This window comes from Tenacibaculum sp. HL-MS23, from assembly GCF_032463465.1.
GTDB lineage: Bacteria > Bacteroidota > Bacteroidia > Flavobacteriales > Flavobacteriaceae > Polaribacter > Polaribacter bernardetii.
On sequence record NZ_CP135989.1, the window covers coordinates 1,669,386 to 1,686,115 of the forward strand.

Below are 16,730 nucleotides of genomic sequence, written 5' to 3' on the forward strand. Positions count from 1 at the left end.
TGTAGTAGTTGACACTTAAAAAAAGCCTATTAATATAGGGTTTAAAATTTAGCGCAATCCTTTTAAGAAATTCCTCTTTCATTTTTAATTTGTTCGTAGGCTGCCTGAATTTTTTGAAATTTTTCATTTGCCCCTTCTTTATGTTCTTCTCCTAAGCCTTCTAACTTATCTGGATGGTATTTTTTAGCCATTTTTCTATAAGCCTTTTTCAACTCATCATTAGTCGCTTCTTTAGTTATTTCTAAAATCTTGTAAGCACCATCTGTTTCATCATAAAACATTGCTTTTATTGATGAATAATCATGATCGTTAATATACAAATAACTTCCTATCTTTCTTATTTCTTCTTCTTCGGATGCTGTTACTTGTCCGTCTGCTTTAGCAATTCCGAATAAAAAGTGCAATAATTGTAAACGTGAAGAATGCGACATGTGTTGACGGATTTGGATACACACCTGACGCGTTGATATTTTCTTTTTAATAATTCCGTTAAACAATTTAAACGCATGATTTGCACGTTCTTTTCCGTACATTTTTACGAAATGCATGCGCACATAATCTAACTCTCGCTTATCAACTTTACCATCTGCTTTAATAACAACAGATGCTAAAATTAGCAATGTAATTTCAAAATCACCAGACGTCGCTCTTCCTCTTTGTTGTGGTTTCGACCGCCTTTGATACTCTTGCTGCTCTTGCATAAAATCTTCAACAGATACACCATCAATAAAACTACCTACAGCAAATCCTATAATCGCTCCTATCGGACCACCCATTGTAAATCCTGCTCCGGCTCCAAGCCACTTTGCAAACTTTCCCATTCTTAAATTTTAAAGGTGTAAATATACTATTAACTACTTACAAAAAAGCCGATTTGTTTAGGCTTGACTCTTGCTTTTAAATAAAGTATCTTTGCCTAAATTATTTAATAAAAAATTATGTACCCAGAAGAATTAGTAAAACCGATGCGTGACCAATTAATCGATGCTGGTTTTGACGCTTTATATACTGCCAAAGATGTTGATACAGCTTTAGCAAAAAAAGGAACAACTTTAGTAATGGTTAACTCTGTTTGTGGTTGTGCAGCAGGTACTGCAAGACCAGGAGCAATTGCTTCTTTAGGAGCTGATAAAACTCCTACAAACTTAACAACTGTTTTTGCAGGTGTAGAAAAAGAATCTACTGCTAGAGCAAGAGAACTTATGGTTCCTTTTCCTCCGTCATCTCCTGCAATTGCCTTGTTTAAAGATGGTAACTTAGTACACATGTTAGAGCGTCACCATATCGAAGGACACTCAGCACAAGCTATTGCTCAGAACTTAGCAGGTGCTTATGATGAATTTTGTGAATAATAATTCACACTAGAGTCAATAAAAAAATCCAGTAAATTTGCTGGATTTTTTTGTTATACTTTTTTTATTACACTGGTAACAATACCCCAAATAACAAAATTATTCTCTGCTGTTATTTTGATTATCGGATAATTCGGATTTTCGGGTTGCAACCAAACCTCATCTTTTTCTACTCTTAATCGCTTTACTGTAAACTCGCCATCTAAAAAGCAGACTGCTATTTTATTATTTTCTGGCGCTATACTTCTATCAATTACCAATAAATCATTATCATCTAATCCGGCACCAATCATAGATTGACCACTAACTTTTGCAAAAAAAGTAGCTTCTTTATTTCGTATCAATTCTTCATCTAACGAAATACGCGTTTCTCTAAAATCATCCGCAGGAGAAGGAAATCCAGCAGAAATACCAATATCCTTAAAAATTGTACCTGCTGTTTTACCCATTTCTTTAGGTGAAAAAAAAGTTAATGTCTCTGATGTGTTCATAAATTTATTTTACCGTAATAATATCGTTAATATTTGTGGTGTATTTTGGCGACAATCGCTCTTGGCGCATTTTCCAAGTTCGTTGTAAATCTTGATTTGCTAATTTAACCTTATCTGACTTAAAAGTCTGATTTATTTTATCAATCGCTTGCATTAGTGGTTTATGCTTCGGATTTTCAGTTTCAAACATATTTATTTGATAATTATCCGACGGTACCAATCCTGTTACAATAACTCCTGCTCGCTTATACTTTACGCCTTTTTTAAAAATAGTTTTTACGGCTTCTACCGCACTTTTACTGATAGTTAAAGTGGAATCTGTTGGATATGAAAAAACAACCGTTCTACTTGCACGATGTTGTTCGCTATCTTTTTTATGACGATCGCTGTGCAACACAACCATAACCATGTGGCAACTTGAATTTTGTTTTCGTAATTTCTCGGCACAACTTGTTGCAAACGTAGAAATTCGTTCTTTTATATTATCAATATCAGAAAAAGTATACTCGAAACTTCGGGTGGTCGCAATTGCTTTTTTGGTAACTGGCTCGTCTAACAATATCTTAGAATCTCCTTCTAAGTCTTTTTTCAATTTCCAAACCGTAACAGATAAGTTTTTACGCACCCAGTTATCATCTAATTGTGTAAAATCATAGGCTTTTATACAACCTTTTGCTTGTAGTTTTTTTGCTAAGCGACTTCCTATTCCCCAAACATTTTCTATCAATGTCCACTTTAACGCTTTTTTTCTTTTTTCATCAGAATCTATTACATACACTCCTTTTGTTTCCTTCGGATATTTACGCGCAATCTTATTCGCTATTTTAGTTAAAGCTTTCGTTGGTGCGATACCTACGCAAGTCGGAATACCCGTCCATTGTAAAACTCTACTTCTAATTTGCGTTCCGTATTCTTGTAGATTATAATTCTCAAAACCTTTAAACTGCAAAAAAGCTTCATCGATAGAATATACTTCGATATCTGGAGAAAATTGCTCGAGTATTTTCATAACTCGAGAACTCATATCGCCATATAACGGATAATTAGAAGATAATACGTTAATATTATTGTTCTTACAAAACTGATTCCATTTAAAAATTGGTGCACCAAACGGAAGTTGTAATTTTTTAGCTTCGTCGCTCATAGCAATTACACAACCATCGTTATTACTTAAAACAGCGACGGGTTTGTGTTGTAAACTCGGATTAAAAACCCGTTCACAAGAGGCATAAAAATTATTACAATCTACAAGTGCATACATGTTTGTAAAAGTAATACATCTGTGGTTTTAGTTTTCTACAAATTCTAAAATATCTGCTGGCTGACATTCTAAAGCTTTACAAATTGCTTCTAAAGTTGAAAACCGAATTGCCTTGGCTTTTCCTGATTTTAAGATGGATAAATTTGCCGTAGTTATCCCCACAATTTCTGCCAAATCTTTACTTTTCATCTTACGTTTAGCAAGCATTACATCTAAGTTTACAATTATTGGCATAGTTATATAGTTAAATCATTTTCTTGTTTCATGCTTTTAGATACTTTAAAAATTTCTGAAAGCACCACAAAAAACAACCCGAAGCAAATACATAAATAATGTGCGCTAATTCCGAAATCAAAACTTATTCTAGATTCAATAACTAGTTTTAACCCAACTTCACTTATAATCATTAATAAACCTGCTATCATTAAAATGTTTCCTGCTGATTTTAAGTTTGCAATTACTTTTTCTGTAAAAATTCGAGCACGAACAAATTCATTTAAAACCAATCTGAATTTATAAACTGTGTAATAAATCAACAGATAAGAAAGTAAAAAAATAGCAAGAAAAACTTTGTGTAGTATCGTTACACTTTCGGCGATATCTATCTTTAAAAAATCACTTGTAATATTTTCTGACAGTATAAAAACCGTTGGAATTCCTAAAATTAAAAAAGGAACTACGCAACTTGTGCTAATAAAAAGAAAGTCAACCAGACTTTTTAGTATTTGCAATTTTCTCATAATTTATATTGTTAAATCGTTTTCTGATTGAATTTCAATTCCTCTTTTCACAATTTGTGCAAAAATGAAAATGATTCCTGCTAAAAAGATAAAATCACTCGAAAATAAGTCCATCGTAAAATCATAGCGTTTTGCTAAAAACTGAACATGTGTATTGTGTATTATTGCTAAAATCCATAAGCCAAAAATGGTATAACTAATTCTGTTCATCAACATTAAAACCGCTACGTTAAAAGGGTTTTGTAAATTTAAACTACTCAATAATTTAATCACTAAAAACGCGATGTAAGCTTCGGTTGCAAACAACAATACTTTATAACTTACAATAAGCGTGTATTGCCAAAAACTATAATTGTAGTATTCGTTTAAGTTTAGTCCTTCAAATAAATTTCTTGACACCTCAGGAGTACCAATACTTAAAAAGTATAAAAACAGCATAGTTCCGGCTTTTATCAATAAGCCGATAAATACTGCCCAAGAAATAAATTTCATCGCTTTTAATAATTGATTTGTTTTCATTTTATATTTTTTGATTCTATATGCGTTTTAATAATTTAGGTTGCGTCAACCTGAACTTGTTTCAGGTTCACATTATAGTATTTTGTTTGTTATAAGAATGTGATTCTGAAATAAATTCAGAATGACGGATTAACATTTAGTCCTAAATTCATTTACACTGCAAATATAATAAAATTATCGAAAAACAATAATTTATTGTTTTTTACTGATAATTAAACTTTTCTTATTTTTGCTGTATGATTAAGAAATTAAAGATTGACGGAATTGATAAAATCATTATCAAACGATTGGTTGCAGATGCTCGTACGCCTATTTTAAGCATTGCTCGTGAAGTAGGAATTTCAGGAGCTGCAATTCATCAACGTTTACGAAAACTAGAAGCTTCCGATTTAATCGACGGTTATAAAATGGTGCTAAACCCTAAAGCTTTAGGTTATAACACAACTGCTTTTGTAGGTGTTTTTTTAGATTCATCTAGCATGTATTCATCAGCAATAAAACGTTTAAAAGAAATTCCTGAAATTGTTGAAAGCCACTATACAACTGGTAACTATGCTATTTTTATTAAAATACTATGTAAAAACAACGAAGATCTAATGCATTTGTTAAATAAAGATATTCAGAACATAAAAGGGGTTTCAAGAACAGAAACTTTTATATCTTTAGACCAACAAATAGACCGACAAATAAAAATTTAAAAACCCCGAATGAACGAATTTATTTTCTACTTTAAAATGGGCTTATTTCATGTACTTGATATTAGAGCTTACGATCATATTTTATTTTTAATAGTACTTGCCGTTGTATACTTATTTAAACAATGGACAAAAGTATTATGGCTTATCACATTATTTACCATTGGGCATTCTATAACCTTAGCTTTATCGGCTTACGGAATTTTAAATGTGAATAGTAATTTGGTGGAGTTTTTAATTCCGTTAACCATTTTTATTACTGGTTTAATGAATGTATTAACCGCTAAAAAAGCATCTGTAGGAAAAGAAAATCAGAATTTATTTTTTGCCCTTTTCTTCGGATTAATTCACGGGCTCGGTTTCTCGAATTACTTTAAAATAATGATAGGTAAAACTTCCGATAAACTTGTACCTTTATTAGAGTTCGCAATTGGTGTAGAAGCTGCACAGATTATTATCGTTTTAATCATTTTATTGATAGGAACCTTAGCGCAATCTATATTTGGTGTAAATCGTCGCGATTGGATTTTAATTATCTCATCAATCGTTATTGGTTTTGCTTTTCAAATGATGGTAAACCGCGTTTTTTGGTAAAAATTTAACCATACACCTTTTTTAATCTACCTATATTAGCACTTCACACAACTTTAACCTTGAGCAAAAAACAATTAAAATACGACAAAGCCTATTTAAAAATGGCGCAAGAATGGGGTAAATTATCGCATTGTAAACGTAAACAAGTAGGTGCCATAATTGTTAAAGATCGTATGATAATTTCTGACGGATACAACGGTACGCCATCAGGATTTGAAAATTATTGTGAAGACGAAGAAGGCTATACAAAATGGTATGTTTTACATGCCGAAGCCAATGCTATTTTAAAAGTTGCTGCCTCTACACAATCATGCAAAGGAGCTACTTTATACATTACACTTTCTCCTTGCCAACAATGCAGCAAATTAATACACCAAGCAGGCATAAAACGTGTTGTATATGCTGAAGCTTACAAAGATTCTTCTGGGGTCGATTTTTTAGAAAAAGCAGGTGTTGAATTAACCAATTTACCTTATGAACAAGAATAACCTCCCTATATATTTTTCAATCGCCGTAGTTTTCGGTATTCTTATCGGAACTTTTTTTAGTAATGGAAGCTCAACTAATTTTATCGGAAAAAGCTCATCCAGCGAAAAAAAGATAAAACGACTCATTGATTATATTCAAAGTGATTATGTTGATAATGTAAATACTGACGAGTTATTAGACGGAGCAATTACCGAAATGCTAGGCAAGTTAGATCCGCATTCAGTATATATTCCAAAAGAAAATCTACAACTAATTACCGAAAACATGCAAGGTAATTTTGTAGGAATCGGTGTACAATTTCGTGTAATTGGCGATACTATTACCGTTATTTCACCAATTAAAGGAGGACCAAGTATTAAAGAAGGTGTTAAAGCTGGTGACAGGATTTTAATGGCAAATAAAGATACTTTGTATGGTAAAAACCTACAAACTCCTCAAATAATGAAAGCCCTAAAAGGGAAACCAAACACAAAGGTAGACGTTCAGATTTATAGAAAAACAACTGATAGTATTTTTAATGTAACCATAAACAGAGGCAAAGTAAATATTAAAAGTGTTGATATTGCCTACATGCTAAACGACAGTATTGGCTACATAAAGTTAAACCGTTTTGCACGTAATTCTTACCGAGAATTTAAAACATCTTTAGATGCTCTTAAAGAAACCGGAATGACCGATTTAGTACTCGATCTTCGTGGAAATGGTGGTGGATTTATTGATATTGCTAATAGTATTGTTGATGAGTTTTTAGAGGATGATAAATTAATCGTTTTCACAAAAAATAATAAAGGAGACATTAATGAATCTTTTGCAACCGATAAAGGTGATTTTGAAAAAGGCGGTTTATATGTTTTAATTGATGAAAACTCTGCTTCGGCTTCAGAAATTGTTGCGGGTGCTTTACAAGACAACGATAAAGGAATTATCATCGGGCGTCGTTCTTTTGGTAAAGGATTAGTGCAACAAGAAATGGATTTAGGTGATGGTTCTGCTGTTCGTTTAACAACGGCTCGCTATTACACTCCAACTGGTAGATCTATTCAGAAACCATACACAAAAGAAGCACCTTCTTCTATTTATGCAAACGATTTAGAGAATAGGTATTCTAACGGTGAATTATTTAACAGAGATAGTATAAAAACTATTGATAGCTTAAAATTTACAACTCCGAAAGGTAAAATAGTATTTGGTGGAGGCGGAATAATTCCCGATCATTTTGTTGCTGTTGACACCTCTACTTATGTTCCTACCATATTTTTTAGACCTTTAAATAATTTTGCATTTACCTACGTAGATACAAATCGCAAAAAGCTAGAGAACACAACTGTTAGCGATTTTATTGATAATTTTGACACAAATAATGAAGTGTCTAATGAATTTTTAGCAAAACTTAAAAGCTATCGACTTTCTAAAAAAACAAAAAATCAACTTAAAAGAAACTTAAAAACATTAATTGCTCGCGAACTTTTTAGCGATGAAGGTTTATATAAGGTAAACGAAGCAGATGATAAAATGCTTCAAAAAGTATTTGAATTAGAGAAAGAGAACTAAACTTCTTTTTCTACTCTTTTATTTTGATAAACAGCTGTAATTGTTAAATTCTCAGGACAAGATTTTATTTGCACAAATTCATCTCCTATTTTCACAAAACCTGTTTGTAGTATTTTAAAATAAAGACCTGATAAATTTTGTTTCCAAAATTGTTTTACCATTTTCATATCATTAAATCGAACGCCTAATTTTAAACAAGGCAAGCGTGGTTTTGTTACCTCTAAAATAGTTTCACCAACCTTAAAGGTATCGCCTACATGAAGTTTCGATTCATCTAAATCATCAATCGTTAGGTTTTCGCCAAACATTCCTAATTGCCAATCTAAATTTGGGTGTATTGTTTTCCAATACTCATAATGTTTAAAAGAATATGCGTAGACCGCCTGATCGATTCCACCATGGTTTTCTCTATCGCATACAGTATCGCCAACAACGTCTTCTATATCTAAAAAAATAGGTGGAGTTACTGGGTATTTAAAAATCCCTGTAGTAATGATTTCTCCTTTCCAATTAACTTCCTTTTTATCGCCGATATTTGTAGATACAATTTTCATTTAATGTCATTTTTATTTAAAAAAAGCTTTTCTCCCCTCAAAACACTCATACCTTTTTATCACACGTTACGCCCCTATTTAAACCCACTAAAGAACTATGTTTCAAACAAATAACAATAACTAATTATATTTACATCAGTTAAGATATAATAAGGGGATTATTTTAACTGACTAATTAAGAATACACGTAGGGGTGACATTCTTAATAAAAACGTTCAAAAAAAGGAGCTTTAAGATATAATCCATAAAGGGGAGATTATATTTTACACCTCCTTTTTTTATTTCTCTACTATTATTTAAACAAAAAGGTTTATATCATTTCTATACACGCTTATACTTAAATAGTATTCATTTAAAGATTTACTTTACAAAAAAACTTAATAGAAGTATACTTTTGAAATAGTTAAAAACGGTAATTAACATAACTAATTTCGGGGGGAAATACATTGTGTTTTTTACTGCTTTCTTATCTAAAAATAGTATTATTCTTTATAAACTGATTCTTGAAGCGTTCACTAAATAATATTTTGTGATTATTTTGTAAAACCAATAAATTATCTTCAAAATAAATCTCTTTAATCTTTGCTTTGTTCACCAAATAGTTTCTGTGAGTTTGCGTAAAATTAGTATCACCAAGTAATTCTTTAATTTTGTTTAACGATAATTTTATTAGGTAATCATCTTCGTCACAAACTAATTTGCAGTACTTTTCTTTTACTTCTACATAAATAATAGATTGCGTATCAACCTTCATAATACTTCGTTTCTTTTTTACAAATAAAAAAGACGGACTTACAATTGCATTTTTTTCACTTAAGCTAATACTACTTGACTGTTCATGAAACTTCTCTAACGCTAGTTCTAATGAATATAATAATTCTAATTTATTGAAAGGTTTTAATAAATAAGTATATGGTTTTGTAAGCTTTGCTTCATCAAAAATCACTTTACTCTGCATACTTGTTAAGAATAAAAAAGGGGCTTCTATACCTTGCTTATTCAAGCGATGTCCTAACGAAATTCCTTCCGGTTTTCCGTCAATCATAATATCAAGAAGAATAACGTCAAAAAACCTGTTTTTTATTTCTTTTTCAGCTTCAGTAGCATTTTTAACATGAATAACTTCGTAATTATTATCTTCTAAAAAATCAATAATCTCTGTAGCCTCCTCATCTAAATCTTCTAAAAGTAGTAACCGTAAATTAGTCATCAGTTTTTATGTTTAAAGTATTCGCTTACGAAGATACTTATTCTGATGCTAAATTTTTACTAAAAATAATACTTCGTTCCGCTCACAATAACTAGCGTCAGCTCATTACGAGGAAGAATTACAAAGCAATCTTAATATTTAGAACTCCCAAAATACAGATTGCTTCGTGCCTCGCAATGACGGATGGTTCATCTTAAATGACGAAATAATTCAAAAAAGGTGTGAAAAAATACGAATGATTTTTTCACCACGTGTATTACAATAAAATTAAACTAAAGGCAACAATATAATCGCTGTGGTACTTGCTCCCTCTTTACTCTTAAAGAATAACGTTCCGTTATTTTTCTTAATTAGTGTTTGACATAAAAGCAAACCTAATCCGATTCCTTTAGAACGATCTATCTTATCGATAGATAAATCTTTTAACGCATTAATTTTTCGAAGTTTTTCTTCAGATATTCCAATACCTGAATCTTTAATTTCAATACATGCATGAGTTGCTGAATGTTTCTCCGTTTTCACAGAAATACCCCCAGAACCATCCATATATTTTATTGAATTGTCAATTAAATTCCGAATTACTATTTTCAATGATTCTTTGTCTGTCAAAACAACAATATCACTTTCTAAATTACTAGAAATTAAAATATCTTTCGCTTCTGCTAAATCTTCATAATCGAACAACACATGCTCTATAACAGGTTGTAACACATGTTCTTCTTCAGAGAAATTCAACATATTACTTTGTTCTAACGACCAATGCAATACATTATTTAATAGATGACTCGTACTTTCGGTAACTGCAATAGCCGATTTCGTAGCTTCCTTAATTGCAGGCAAATCGTTATTAACAATATGTTTCGCTAGTTTTTGATGCTGCCTTTTTATACTATTTATAGGCGAACGTAAATCGTGTGATACCACTGAAAATAAATAATTCTTAGTATTATTAGCTACATTTAAAGCCTCTTTCTGTTGGGTAATAAGCCTATTTTTACTTTGTAATTTCCTATAAAAAAAAGCCAACCCTCCCAAGAACACTAACAGGCCAGAAGCTCCTAAAAGCAACCCTTTTTGAACTACTTTCTGACGTTTTATTTGCTCATCTTGCACTGCTATTTCTTGTTGTTTTTGTGCAACTGCTATTTTTTTATCTTTCTCGGTAAGCTCCCAAATTCGATCTCTACTCCAAATAGAATCTTTCCATTTACCATATTCTATATAATAATCGACACTCTCTTTAAAGCGTTTTCTATTCTTTTCTACTACAGCCATATTCTTGGCTGCATATTGTTTTAATTCAATATTTGAAAAGGATTTTGCTAAACTATATGCCTCTTTAAATAAAGGAATAGCATCATCATCTAAATATTGATTGTAATATACATTTGCTAACTCGGTCTTAGCTCTCACTATAGCCAATGTATCAATAGCCGAGATTAATGAAATTTCTTTTTTAAAATATTCTTTAGCTTTTTTATATTTTTTTTTATGAATATAACATAAACCTAAATTATGATATGCAGCTATTTTTAAATCTAAAGTTTCATTTATAGAATTCTTATTCCATGTTTTATAATGAAATATCGCTTTATCGTATTCTTTTAAACTAAGGTAAATTCTTCCTAACTTTTGTTGTTTTAAATTTTCATATCTTTTATCAGAAACAAGCAACATATTCCCTAACGCCTTCTTATATAGTGACTTTTCTATTGCACTAACACCTTGTATATAATTTAAAATATTCTTTTCATCTTTTGAATGAAAACTCAAAAAAGCTTTGCTACTGTACGAATAACATGAGTCATATTTCTTTTCTCTATAATATTTATATGCTTTAACAAAAGCCTTATTTTCTGTTAAACTAGATATTTCCTTTCCTTTTTTATATAAGGCATCCAAATCGTTAGTTTTTATTTCTTGTGAAAAACTAACGATTCTTATTAAAAAAACAAAAAAGTAAAAATCTATTGACCTCCATTCGCTGGTATAGTTACAGTACCTCTATCAGTTTCTGGATCTTCATCTTCATCTCTTACTAAAATTGCATCCGCAGAAGTTCCATCATTAATTTGATAGGTAAACTGCACATAATATAAATCATATTCGGTAGTTTCTTCTGTGCAATTAAATTCTACACAAAAATCTCTACAATCTATAGTTCCAGTAGTCCCATCTTTCTTTAAGATAGATGTAGCTGTAATACCATAATAATTTAAATAAATGATATCCCCTTTTAATTGCAAACCATTTGTATTTGTTAATGGATTTAATGTATTACTTGGTAAGTAAGCTAATATTGTCATCATGTATGGTGTATCGTTACCACCTTCAACATCTGAAATATTTACTAATGGTCCTGATGGCTTATTTGCAGCAGGAATATTCGTATCAAATTCTAAAAATTGAACTAAGTTTAATGTTACCCCGTTAGTTGTTGTACTCATTTTATTTTTTGTTTGGTTAGGGTTTAAATCTACAACAAAAAATAATAGAATAAAGTTTTCTTTATTCTATTTAATAAAAATACAAACGTCATTACGAGGAAGAATGACGAAGTAATCTCTTTGCAGAGCAGAAATAACATTAGGCAAATTACTTCGTACCTCGTAATGACAAATAACACGTCATTACGAGAAGAAACGACCAAGTTATCTATTTCTAGCCTTAGAAATAACCTTAGACAGATTGCTTCGCTTCGTTCACAATAACGTTTAAATTAAAAACTCTTTTAAAACATCAGCAATTTTACGATTATCGGATAATTGCGGAATTTTATTCTGTCCTCCAAATTTCCCTATCGATTTCATGTATTCATGAAATCCGCCTTTCTTAACCTTTCTAATAATTAACGGTTGTAATATTTTACCAGAGATTAAATCGAAATAATATACATTTTGGCTTTGCATAGAAGCATCTATTTTAGCCGCTAATTCTTTTAGGTTATCAGGTTCATTTTCAAACTCAATAAACCATTCGTGATATGGCAATCCGCTTTCCGGATTTACTTCTGGTGCAACTGTAAACTCACTTATATTTACATTAGTTCCTACAATTGCATCATTTAATGCTTTTTCTACTTCTTTACCAATTACATGTTCGCCAAAGGCAGAAATAAAATGCTTTATACGACCGGTTACTTTAATTCTATATGGTTTTAAAGAAGTAAACTCAACAGTATCGCCAATATTATATCCCCAAAGACCTGCAGATGTATTTAAAATAATGGCATAATTAACACCTAATTTTACATCCTTTAAAGAAATACGTGTTGGATTTTCATCAAAAAACTCAGTTGCCGGTATAAACTCATAAAAAATACCCGAGTTTAACTGTAATAACATTCCCTTTTCAGTTTGTGAATCTTGATAAGCTATAAAACCTTCGGATGCTGGATACAGCTCTATATAATCAATCTTTTTTCCGATTAAAGCTTCAAATTTATTTTTATAAGGCTCGAAGTTTACACCTCCATATACGAAGAAATTAAAATTCGGAAACAACTCTGATATCGTTTTTCCTGTTTTATCAATTAATTTCTCAAAATACATTTGTACCCAAGACGGAATTCCGCTAATTACAGACATGTCTTCATTTATTGTTTCTTCAACAACTTTATCAACCTTCGTATCCCAATCTTCAATACAATTAGTTTCCCAACTTGGCAGGCGGTTTTTTAATAAATAATTAGGTACATAATGCGCTGCAATTCCGCTTAAGCGACCTAATTTTATACCGTTCATATCTTCTAAAACCGGACTTCCTTGTAAGAAAATCATCTTTCCGTTTACAAAACTAGCATCGTTTTTTTCTGCTGCATAAAACAACAAAGCATTTCGTGCCGCTGTAATATGCGTTGGCATAGATTCTTTTGTAATAGGAATGTATTTAGCACCAGATGTTGTTCCTGAAGTTTTAGCAAAATACAACGGTTTTCCTTTCCATAATATATTTTCCTCTCCAGCAACCATTCTATCTACATAAGTACGCAACCCCTCATAATCGTTTATTGGAATGCGTTTTTTAAAATCCTCGTAATTATTGATAGAAATAAAATCGTGATCTTGGCCAAAGGCCGTTTTACAACCTTCTGTTACCAAGTACTGAAAAACTTTTTCTTGCGTTTCATGAGGTTTATTGGCCCATTTATAAACTTGCTTTCGTACTTGTTTTGCAAAAGGAATTGCCAGGATAGATTTGATACTCATCTTAATTTTTTAATATTTTAGGTTCAATAAATTCAATTATCTACATTAAAAATAATCGCTTAACCTCCTCTATTTTTACTATTGAAAATCTACATAATCTGTTGGATCAACAGGAAACCCGTTGTTCCATAATTCGAAGTGTAAATGCGGACCTGTTGTTAACTCTCCCGTGGAACCAACACTTGCAATTGCCTCTCCTGATTCTACAATATCACCTTGTTGCTTTAACAATGTTCCGTTATGCTTGTATACTGATATAAAATTATTAGGATGCTGTATGGTTATTACATAACCTGTTTCGGCTGTCCATTCTGCTAAAATTACAGTTCCGTCTGCAATTGCCTTTACAGGAATACCTGTTTGGGCAACAATATCTATCGCGTAATGTTTATCATCCATATTAAAGCCTTGTGAAACGCTACCTGTTAATGGAGAGAAAAACACAACTTTAGCTCTTCCTATACCACCTTCTAATAAAGGAAATCGATCTTTACTATCAACTTTTGCTCTAAATAAAGAATCTTGTTTTGTGGCTTCTAACTTACTCTCATCAATTACAAAACTCTGAGCATCTGTTCTTATCGAATCGATTTTTTCAGGAGCTATTTCACCCGTTAAAACAGGTCTTAATGCTTCGGTATAACGCTCTATAATTGCTAGTCTTGTTTTTAAAGAATCTGCTTCATAGATTAATCTAGTTGCTTTCTTTTTTAACGCTGTAGATGAATAACCCGGTATGTATTCTCGTAAACCTGTAAAGGCTATTAATAATGATGTTAATACAATAAGTAATACAGAAAACAAACCTCCGAAAACAAACACATTTAATCGCGATAATTTTAATGAAAACTTTTCTTGAAAAGTGTTTTCATTTAAAATTACCAATCGGTATTTATCAATAAGTTTTTGTTTAAGCTTTCGCTTATTTTGAATTTTAGCCACCTTAATACTAATTTGAGATTCAAATATACAACGAAAAAATTTCGAAACTATTTTTTATAGAAATTCATCTCATCAATATAAGTCCAAACATTTGCAGACAACAACGGCTGTATGTTTTTTTGATTTTTTACTCCTTTTCTAATCATAGTAGATGATATTTGTACGATTGGAGCTGCTACTCTATTAATTTTAGCGTGTTCTTTAAATTGATTGTCAACGATTCCTTCTGATATTCGCGGATACACATAAATATTATAGTCTTCTAAAATAGCTTCGAAGTTTCGCCATTTATGAAAACTTTTTAAATTGTCTTCACCCATAATTAAATTGAAATTATAATCTGGGTGTTTTTCTGAAATATGTGCTAATGTATTTATAGTATAATTCGGTTGTGGTAAATTAAACTCAATATCAGATGGTTTAATCTTCGGATATTCTTTCGTTGCCAAATACACCATTTCTAACCGGTGGTGATTATCTAACAAAGAACTTTTCTTTTTAAACGGATTATGAGGTGTAACAATCATCCATATTTCGTCCAAATCCGAATTTTCAACCATATGATTTGCAATAATCAAATGCCCTATATGAACAGGGTTAAAAGTTCCGAAATACAATCCGATATTTTTCATACCTTTTTAAAAACGTTTTTTGAAAAATTGCTTAACTTAATTCTAAGAAATTACTTACTAAATCTTCAGCTTCTTTTAAAGCAACTTCTAATTCGTAATTTTTTATAATTTTATCAAACTGAGGTGCTGTTGCCAACTCTACAGATGCTTTAGCAATACGCATGTTAATTTTATCTTCACTTTCGGTACTTCTTTTCTTCAAGCGAATTTTAAGTTCATCAACACTAGGTGGCTTTACAAAAACAGCTAATGTTTCTTCTGGAAATTTATGCTTTATACGCAAACCTCCAACTACATCAATATCAAAAATAACGTGTTTATTTAAAGCCCAAATACGTTCTACTTCTGTTTTTAAAGTTCCGTAGAAGTTGTCTCTATACACTTCTTCCCACTCTAAAAACTCATCTGCTTTAATTTTATCTTTAAAATCTCTTGTAGATATAAAATAGTAATCTTCACCATCAACCTCAAAACCTCTTGCCTCTCTTGATGTTGCTGATATAGAGAATTCCAAATTAAATTTTTGCTCTTTTAGTAAATGACGAACAATAGTTGTTTTCCCTGATCCTGAAGGTGCTGAAAACACAAATAATTTCCCTTTAAAATCTTTAGACATTTTATAAAACGTTTAAAATTTGTTCTTTTATTTTTTCTAACTCATCTTTCATTTGGATCACGATTTTTTGCATCACGGCAAAATTAGCTTTAGACCCCATGGTATTTACTTCTCTACCAATTTCCTGAACGATAAAACCTAATTTTTTTCCGTTAGAATCGGCAGTATCTAATTGCTCTAAGAAATATATTAAGTGATTTCCTAAACGAACTTTTTCCTCGTTTATATCTAACTTTTCTAAGTAATAAATAAGCTCTTGTTCGAAACGATTTTCATCAATTTCGACCTTTAATTCTGTTAAAGCTTTTTGCAAACGTTCTTTTACGTTTTCTATTCTTTCTCCGTCTAACTTTTTAACTTCTTCTAAAGCAACTTCAATATTTGTTATTCTTAATTTAAAGTCGTCTTCTAAAGATTTAGCTTCATCTGTTCTGTAAGCTATAATTTCCTTTAAAGCTTCATCAATATGAGTATCAATTTGAGTCCATTCATTTTCATCTAACTCTTCACGCTCAGTTTTTAAAGCATCTGGCATTTTTATTGCCATTTTCAACAACTCAATATCATCAGCAGCATCGATAGCCATTGCATTTCTTAACTGAGCTACATAATTTTCAACAACTGCTTTATTTACTTTTGTTGAAGTTACTTCTGCTGTTGTTTCGACATAGATAGAGAAATCTATTTTACCTCTTACCAAGTTACTAGCTAGCTTCTTACGAACAGCTAATTCTTTTTCTTTATAATAAGATGGCATTCTTGTATTTAAATCTAAATTCTTACTATTAAGAGATTTGATTTCAATGGTTACTTTTTTAGAAGGTAAATGTAATACGGATTTTCCATAACCCGTCATAGACTGTATCATATTGTCAA

20 protein-coding genes are annotated in these 16,730 nt (G+C 31.1%); 5 read left to right on the forward strand and 15 right to left on the reverse strand.

Going from position 1 to position 16,730, the window contains the following annotated elements; all coding sequences use genetic code 11:
• Positions 1–62: 62 nt before the first annotated feature.
• Complete coding sequence (locus RRF68_RS07820) at positions 63–821, reverse strand: TerB family tellurite resistance protein (protein ID WP_315943993.1); 759 nt, start codon at positions 819–821, stop codon at positions 63–65.
• A gap of 117 nt (positions 822–938) precedes the next feature.
• Here RRF68_RS07820 and RRF68_RS07825 point away from each other — a divergent pair, with 117 nt between their 5' ends.
• A complete protein-coding gene (locus RRF68_RS07825) occupies positions 939–1,352 on the forward strand; it encodes a BrxA/BrxB family bacilliredoxin (RefSeq protein WP_275315876.1) in 414 nt (137 codons plus the stop codon).
• A gap of 53 nt (positions 1,353–1,405) precedes the next feature.
• Here the strand turns inward: RRF68_RS07825 and RRF68_RS07830 are convergent, their stop codons facing one another.
• Genes RRF68_RS07830 through RRF68_RS07850 form a run of 5 tightly spaced genes read right to left on the reverse strand, consistent with a single transcriptional unit; the run spans position 1,406 to position 4,363 of the window.
• Positions 1,406–1,843: a LexA family protein gene (locus RRF68_RS07830; RefSeq protein WP_218771571.1), complete on the reverse strand. Its 438-nt coding sequence runs from the start codon at positions 1,841–1,843 to the stop codon at positions 1,406–1,408.
• A 4-nt stretch (positions 1,844–1,847) separates the two neighbouring features.
• Positions 1,848–3,104 (reverse strand): Y-family DNA polymerase, encoded by a 1,257-nt coding sequence (locus tag RRF68_RS07835; protein WP_315943994.1) that lies wholly within the window; start codon positions 3,102–3,104, stop codon positions 1,848–1,850.
• 27 nt (positions 3,105–3,131) lie between these two features.
• Positions 3,132–3,338 carry a helix-turn-helix transcriptional regulator gene (locus tag RRF68_RS07840; protein WP_315943995.1) on the reverse strand — a complete coding sequence of 69 codons (207 nt, stop codon included), beginning with the start codon at positions 3,336–3,338 and terminating at the stop codon, positions 3,132–3,134.
• A 2-nt stretch (positions 3,339–3,340) separates the two neighbouring features.
• Positions 3,341–3,844: a DUF2975 domain-containing protein gene (locus RRF68_RS07845; protein ID WP_315943996.1), complete on the reverse strand. Its 504-nt coding sequence runs from the start codon at positions 3,842–3,844 to the stop codon at positions 3,341–3,343.
• Between the two features lie 3 nt (positions 3,845–3,847).
• Entirely contained in the window at positions 3,848–4,363 is a 516-nt protein-coding gene (locus RRF68_RS07850) for a DUF2975 domain-containing protein (RefSeq protein ID WP_218771576.1), read from the reverse strand.
• 236 nt (positions 4,364–4,599) lie between these two features.
• On the opposite strand from RRF68_RS07850, the gene RRF68_RS07855 reads away from it, so the two are divergent.
• From RRF68_RS07855 to RRF68_RS07870, 4 genes are read left to right on the forward strand one after another with little or no spacing between them, the layout of a single operon-like run.
• Positions 4,600–5,061 carry an Lrp/AsnC ligand binding domain-containing protein gene (locus tag RRF68_RS07855; protein ID WP_218771577.1) on the forward strand — a complete coding sequence of 154 codons (462 nt, stop codon included), beginning with the start codon at positions 4,600–4,602 and terminating at the stop codon, positions 5,059–5,061.
• Positions 5,062–5,070: 9 nt separating this feature from the next.
• Positions 5,071–5,652 (forward strand): HupE/UreJ family protein, encoded by a 582-nt coding sequence (locus RRF68_RS07860; protein ID WP_218771578.1) that lies wholly within the window; start codon positions 5,071–5,073, stop codon positions 5,650–5,652.
• Positions 5,653–5,711: 59 nt separating this feature from the next.
• On the forward strand, positions 5,712–6,140 hold the full coding sequence (locus tag RRF68_RS07865) for a dCMP deaminase family protein (protein ID WP_315943997.1): 429 nt from the start codon (positions 5,712–5,714) through the stop codon (positions 6,138–6,140).
• Positions 6,127–7,692: a S41 family peptidase gene (locus tag RRF68_RS07870; RefSeq protein WP_315943998.1), complete on the forward strand. Its 1,566-nt coding sequence runs from the start codon at positions 6,127–6,129 to the stop codon at positions 7,690–7,692. The genes RRF68_RS07865 and RRF68_RS07870 overlap by 14 nt, the downstream gene beginning before the upstream one ends.
• Here RRF68_RS07870 and RRF68_RS07875 read toward each other — a convergent pair.
• The 9 genes from RRF68_RS07875 to RRF68_RS07915 form a co-directional block, all read right to left on the reverse strand.
• Positions 7,689–8,246, reverse strand: a complete 558-nt coding sequence (locus RRF68_RS07875; protein ID WP_315943999.1) for an MOSC domain-containing protein — start codon at positions 8,244–8,246, stop codon at positions 7,689–7,691. The genes RRF68_RS07870 and RRF68_RS07875 overlap by 4 nt on opposite strands.
• 466 nt (positions 8,247–8,712) lie before the next feature.
• Positions 8,713–9,456 (reverse strand): response regulator transcription factor, encoded by a 744-nt coding sequence (locus RRF68_RS07880; RefSeq protein ID WP_315944000.1) that lies wholly within the window; start codon positions 9,454–9,456, stop codon positions 8,713–8,715.
• Between the two features lie 267 nt (positions 9,457–9,723).
• Complete coding sequence (locus RRF68_RS07885) at positions 9,724–11,358, reverse strand: HAMP domain-containing sensor histidine kinase (protein ID WP_315944001.1); 1,635 nt, start codon at positions 11,356–11,358, stop codon at positions 9,724–9,726.
• 65 nt (positions 11,359–11,423) lie between these two features.
• The gene (locus tag RRF68_RS07890; RefSeq protein ID WP_218771583.1) at positions 11,424–11,903 is read right to left on the reverse strand and encodes a hypothetical protein; all 480 of its coding nucleotides are present in this window, start codon (positions 11,901–11,903) and stop codon (positions 11,424–11,426) included.
• A gap of 267 nt (positions 11,904–12,170) precedes the next feature.
• Positions 12,171–13,664, reverse strand: a complete 1,494-nt coding sequence (locus RRF68_RS07895) for a GH3 auxin-responsive promoter family protein (RefSeq protein WP_315944002.1) — start codon at positions 13,662–13,664, stop codon at positions 12,171–12,173.
• Between the two features lie 78 nt (positions 13,665–13,742).
• Positions 13,743–14,606, reverse strand: a complete 864-nt coding sequence (locus RRF68_RS07900) for a M23 family metallopeptidase (protein ID WP_315944003.1) — start codon at positions 14,604–14,606, stop codon at positions 13,743–13,745.
• Positions 14,607–14,653: 47 nt separating this feature from the next.
• Positions 14,654–15,238, reverse strand: a complete 585-nt coding sequence (gene nadD / locus RRF68_RS07905; RefSeq protein ID WP_218771586.1) for a nicotinate (nicotinamide) nucleotide adenylyltransferase — start codon at positions 15,236–15,238, stop codon at positions 14,654–14,656.
• 31 nt (positions 15,239–15,269) lie between these two features.
• Positions 15,270–15,854 carry a guanylate kinase gene (gene gmk, locus RRF68_RS07910; RefSeq protein ID WP_218771587.1) on the reverse strand — a complete coding sequence of 195 codons (585 nt, stop codon included), beginning with the start codon at positions 15,852–15,854 and terminating at the stop codon, positions 15,270–15,272.
• Between the two features lies 1 nt (position 15,855).
• Positions 15,856–16,722, reverse strand: a complete 867-nt coding sequence (locus tag RRF68_RS07915) for a YicC/YloC family endoribonuclease (RefSeq protein ID WP_315944004.1) — start codon at positions 16,720–16,722, stop codon at positions 15,856–15,858.
• Positions 16,723–16,730: the final 8 nt, after the last annotated feature.

Bases quoted from the DNA above. Each gene is read 5' to 3' on its own strand.
- RRF68_RS07820 (WP_315943993.1), bottom strand. From the start codon at position 821: ATGGGAAAGTTTGCAAAGTGGCTTGGAGCCGGAGCAGGATTTACAATG.
- RRF68_RS07825 (WP_275315876.1), top strand. From the start codon at position 939: ATGTACCCAGAAGAATTAGTAAAACCGATGCGTGACCAATTAATCGAT.
- RRF68_RS07830 (WP_218771571.1), bottom strand. From the start codon at position 1,843: ATGAACACATCAGAGACATTAACTTTTTTTTCACCTAAAGAAATGGGT.
- RRF68_RS07835 (WP_315943994.1), bottom strand. From the start codon at position 3,104: ATGTATGCACTTGTAGATTGTAATAATTTTTATGCCTCTTGTGAACGG.
- RRF68_RS07840 (WP_315943995.1), bottom strand. From the start codon at position 3,338: ATGCCAATAATTGTAAACTTAGATGTAATGCTTGCTAAACGTAAGATG.
- RRF68_RS07845 (WP_315943996.1), bottom strand. From the start codon at position 3,844: ATGAGAAAATTGCAAATACTAAAAAGTCTGGTTGACTTTCTTTTTATT.
- RRF68_RS07850 (WP_218771576.1), bottom strand. From the start codon at position 4,363: ATGAAAACAAATCAATTATTAAAAGCGATGAAATTTATTTCTTGGGCA.
- RRF68_RS07855 (WP_218771577.1), top strand. From the start codon at position 4,600: ATGATTAAGAAATTAAAGATTGACGGAATTGATAAAATCATTATCAAA.
- RRF68_RS07860 (WP_218771578.1), top strand. From the start codon at position 5,071: ATGAACGAATTTATTTTCTACTTTAAAATGGGCTTATTTCATGTACTT.
- RRF68_RS07870 (WP_315943998.1), top strand. From the start codon at position 6,127: ATGAACAAGAATAACCTCCCTATATATTTTTCAATCGCCGTAGTTTTC.
- RRF68_RS07875 (WP_315943999.1), bottom strand. From the start codon at position 8,246: ATGAAAATTGTATCTACAAATATCGGCGATAAAAAGGAAGTTAATTGG.
- RRF68_RS07880 (WP_315944000.1), bottom strand. From the start codon at position 9,456: ATGACTAATTTACGGTTACTACTTTTAGAAGATTTAGATGAGGAGGCT.
- RRF68_RS07890 (WP_218771583.1), bottom strand. From the start codon at position 11,903: ATGAGTACAACAACTAACGGGGTAACATTAAACTTAGTTCAATTTTTA.
- RRF68_RS07895 (WP_315944002.1), bottom strand. From the start codon at position 13,664: ATGAGTATCAAATCTATCCTGGCAATTCCTTTTGCAAAACAAGTACGA.
- nadD (WP_218771586.1), bottom strand. From the start codon at position 15,238: ATGAAAAATATCGGATTGTATTTCGGAACTTTTAACCCTGTTCATATA.
- gmk (WP_218771587.1), bottom strand. From the start codon at position 15,854: ATGTCTAAAGATTTTAAAGGGAAATTATTTGTGTTTTCAGCACCTTCA.
- RRF68_RS07915 (WP_315944004.1), bottom strand. From the start codon at position 16,722: ATGATACAGTCTATGACGGGTTATGGAAAATCCGTATTACATTTACCT.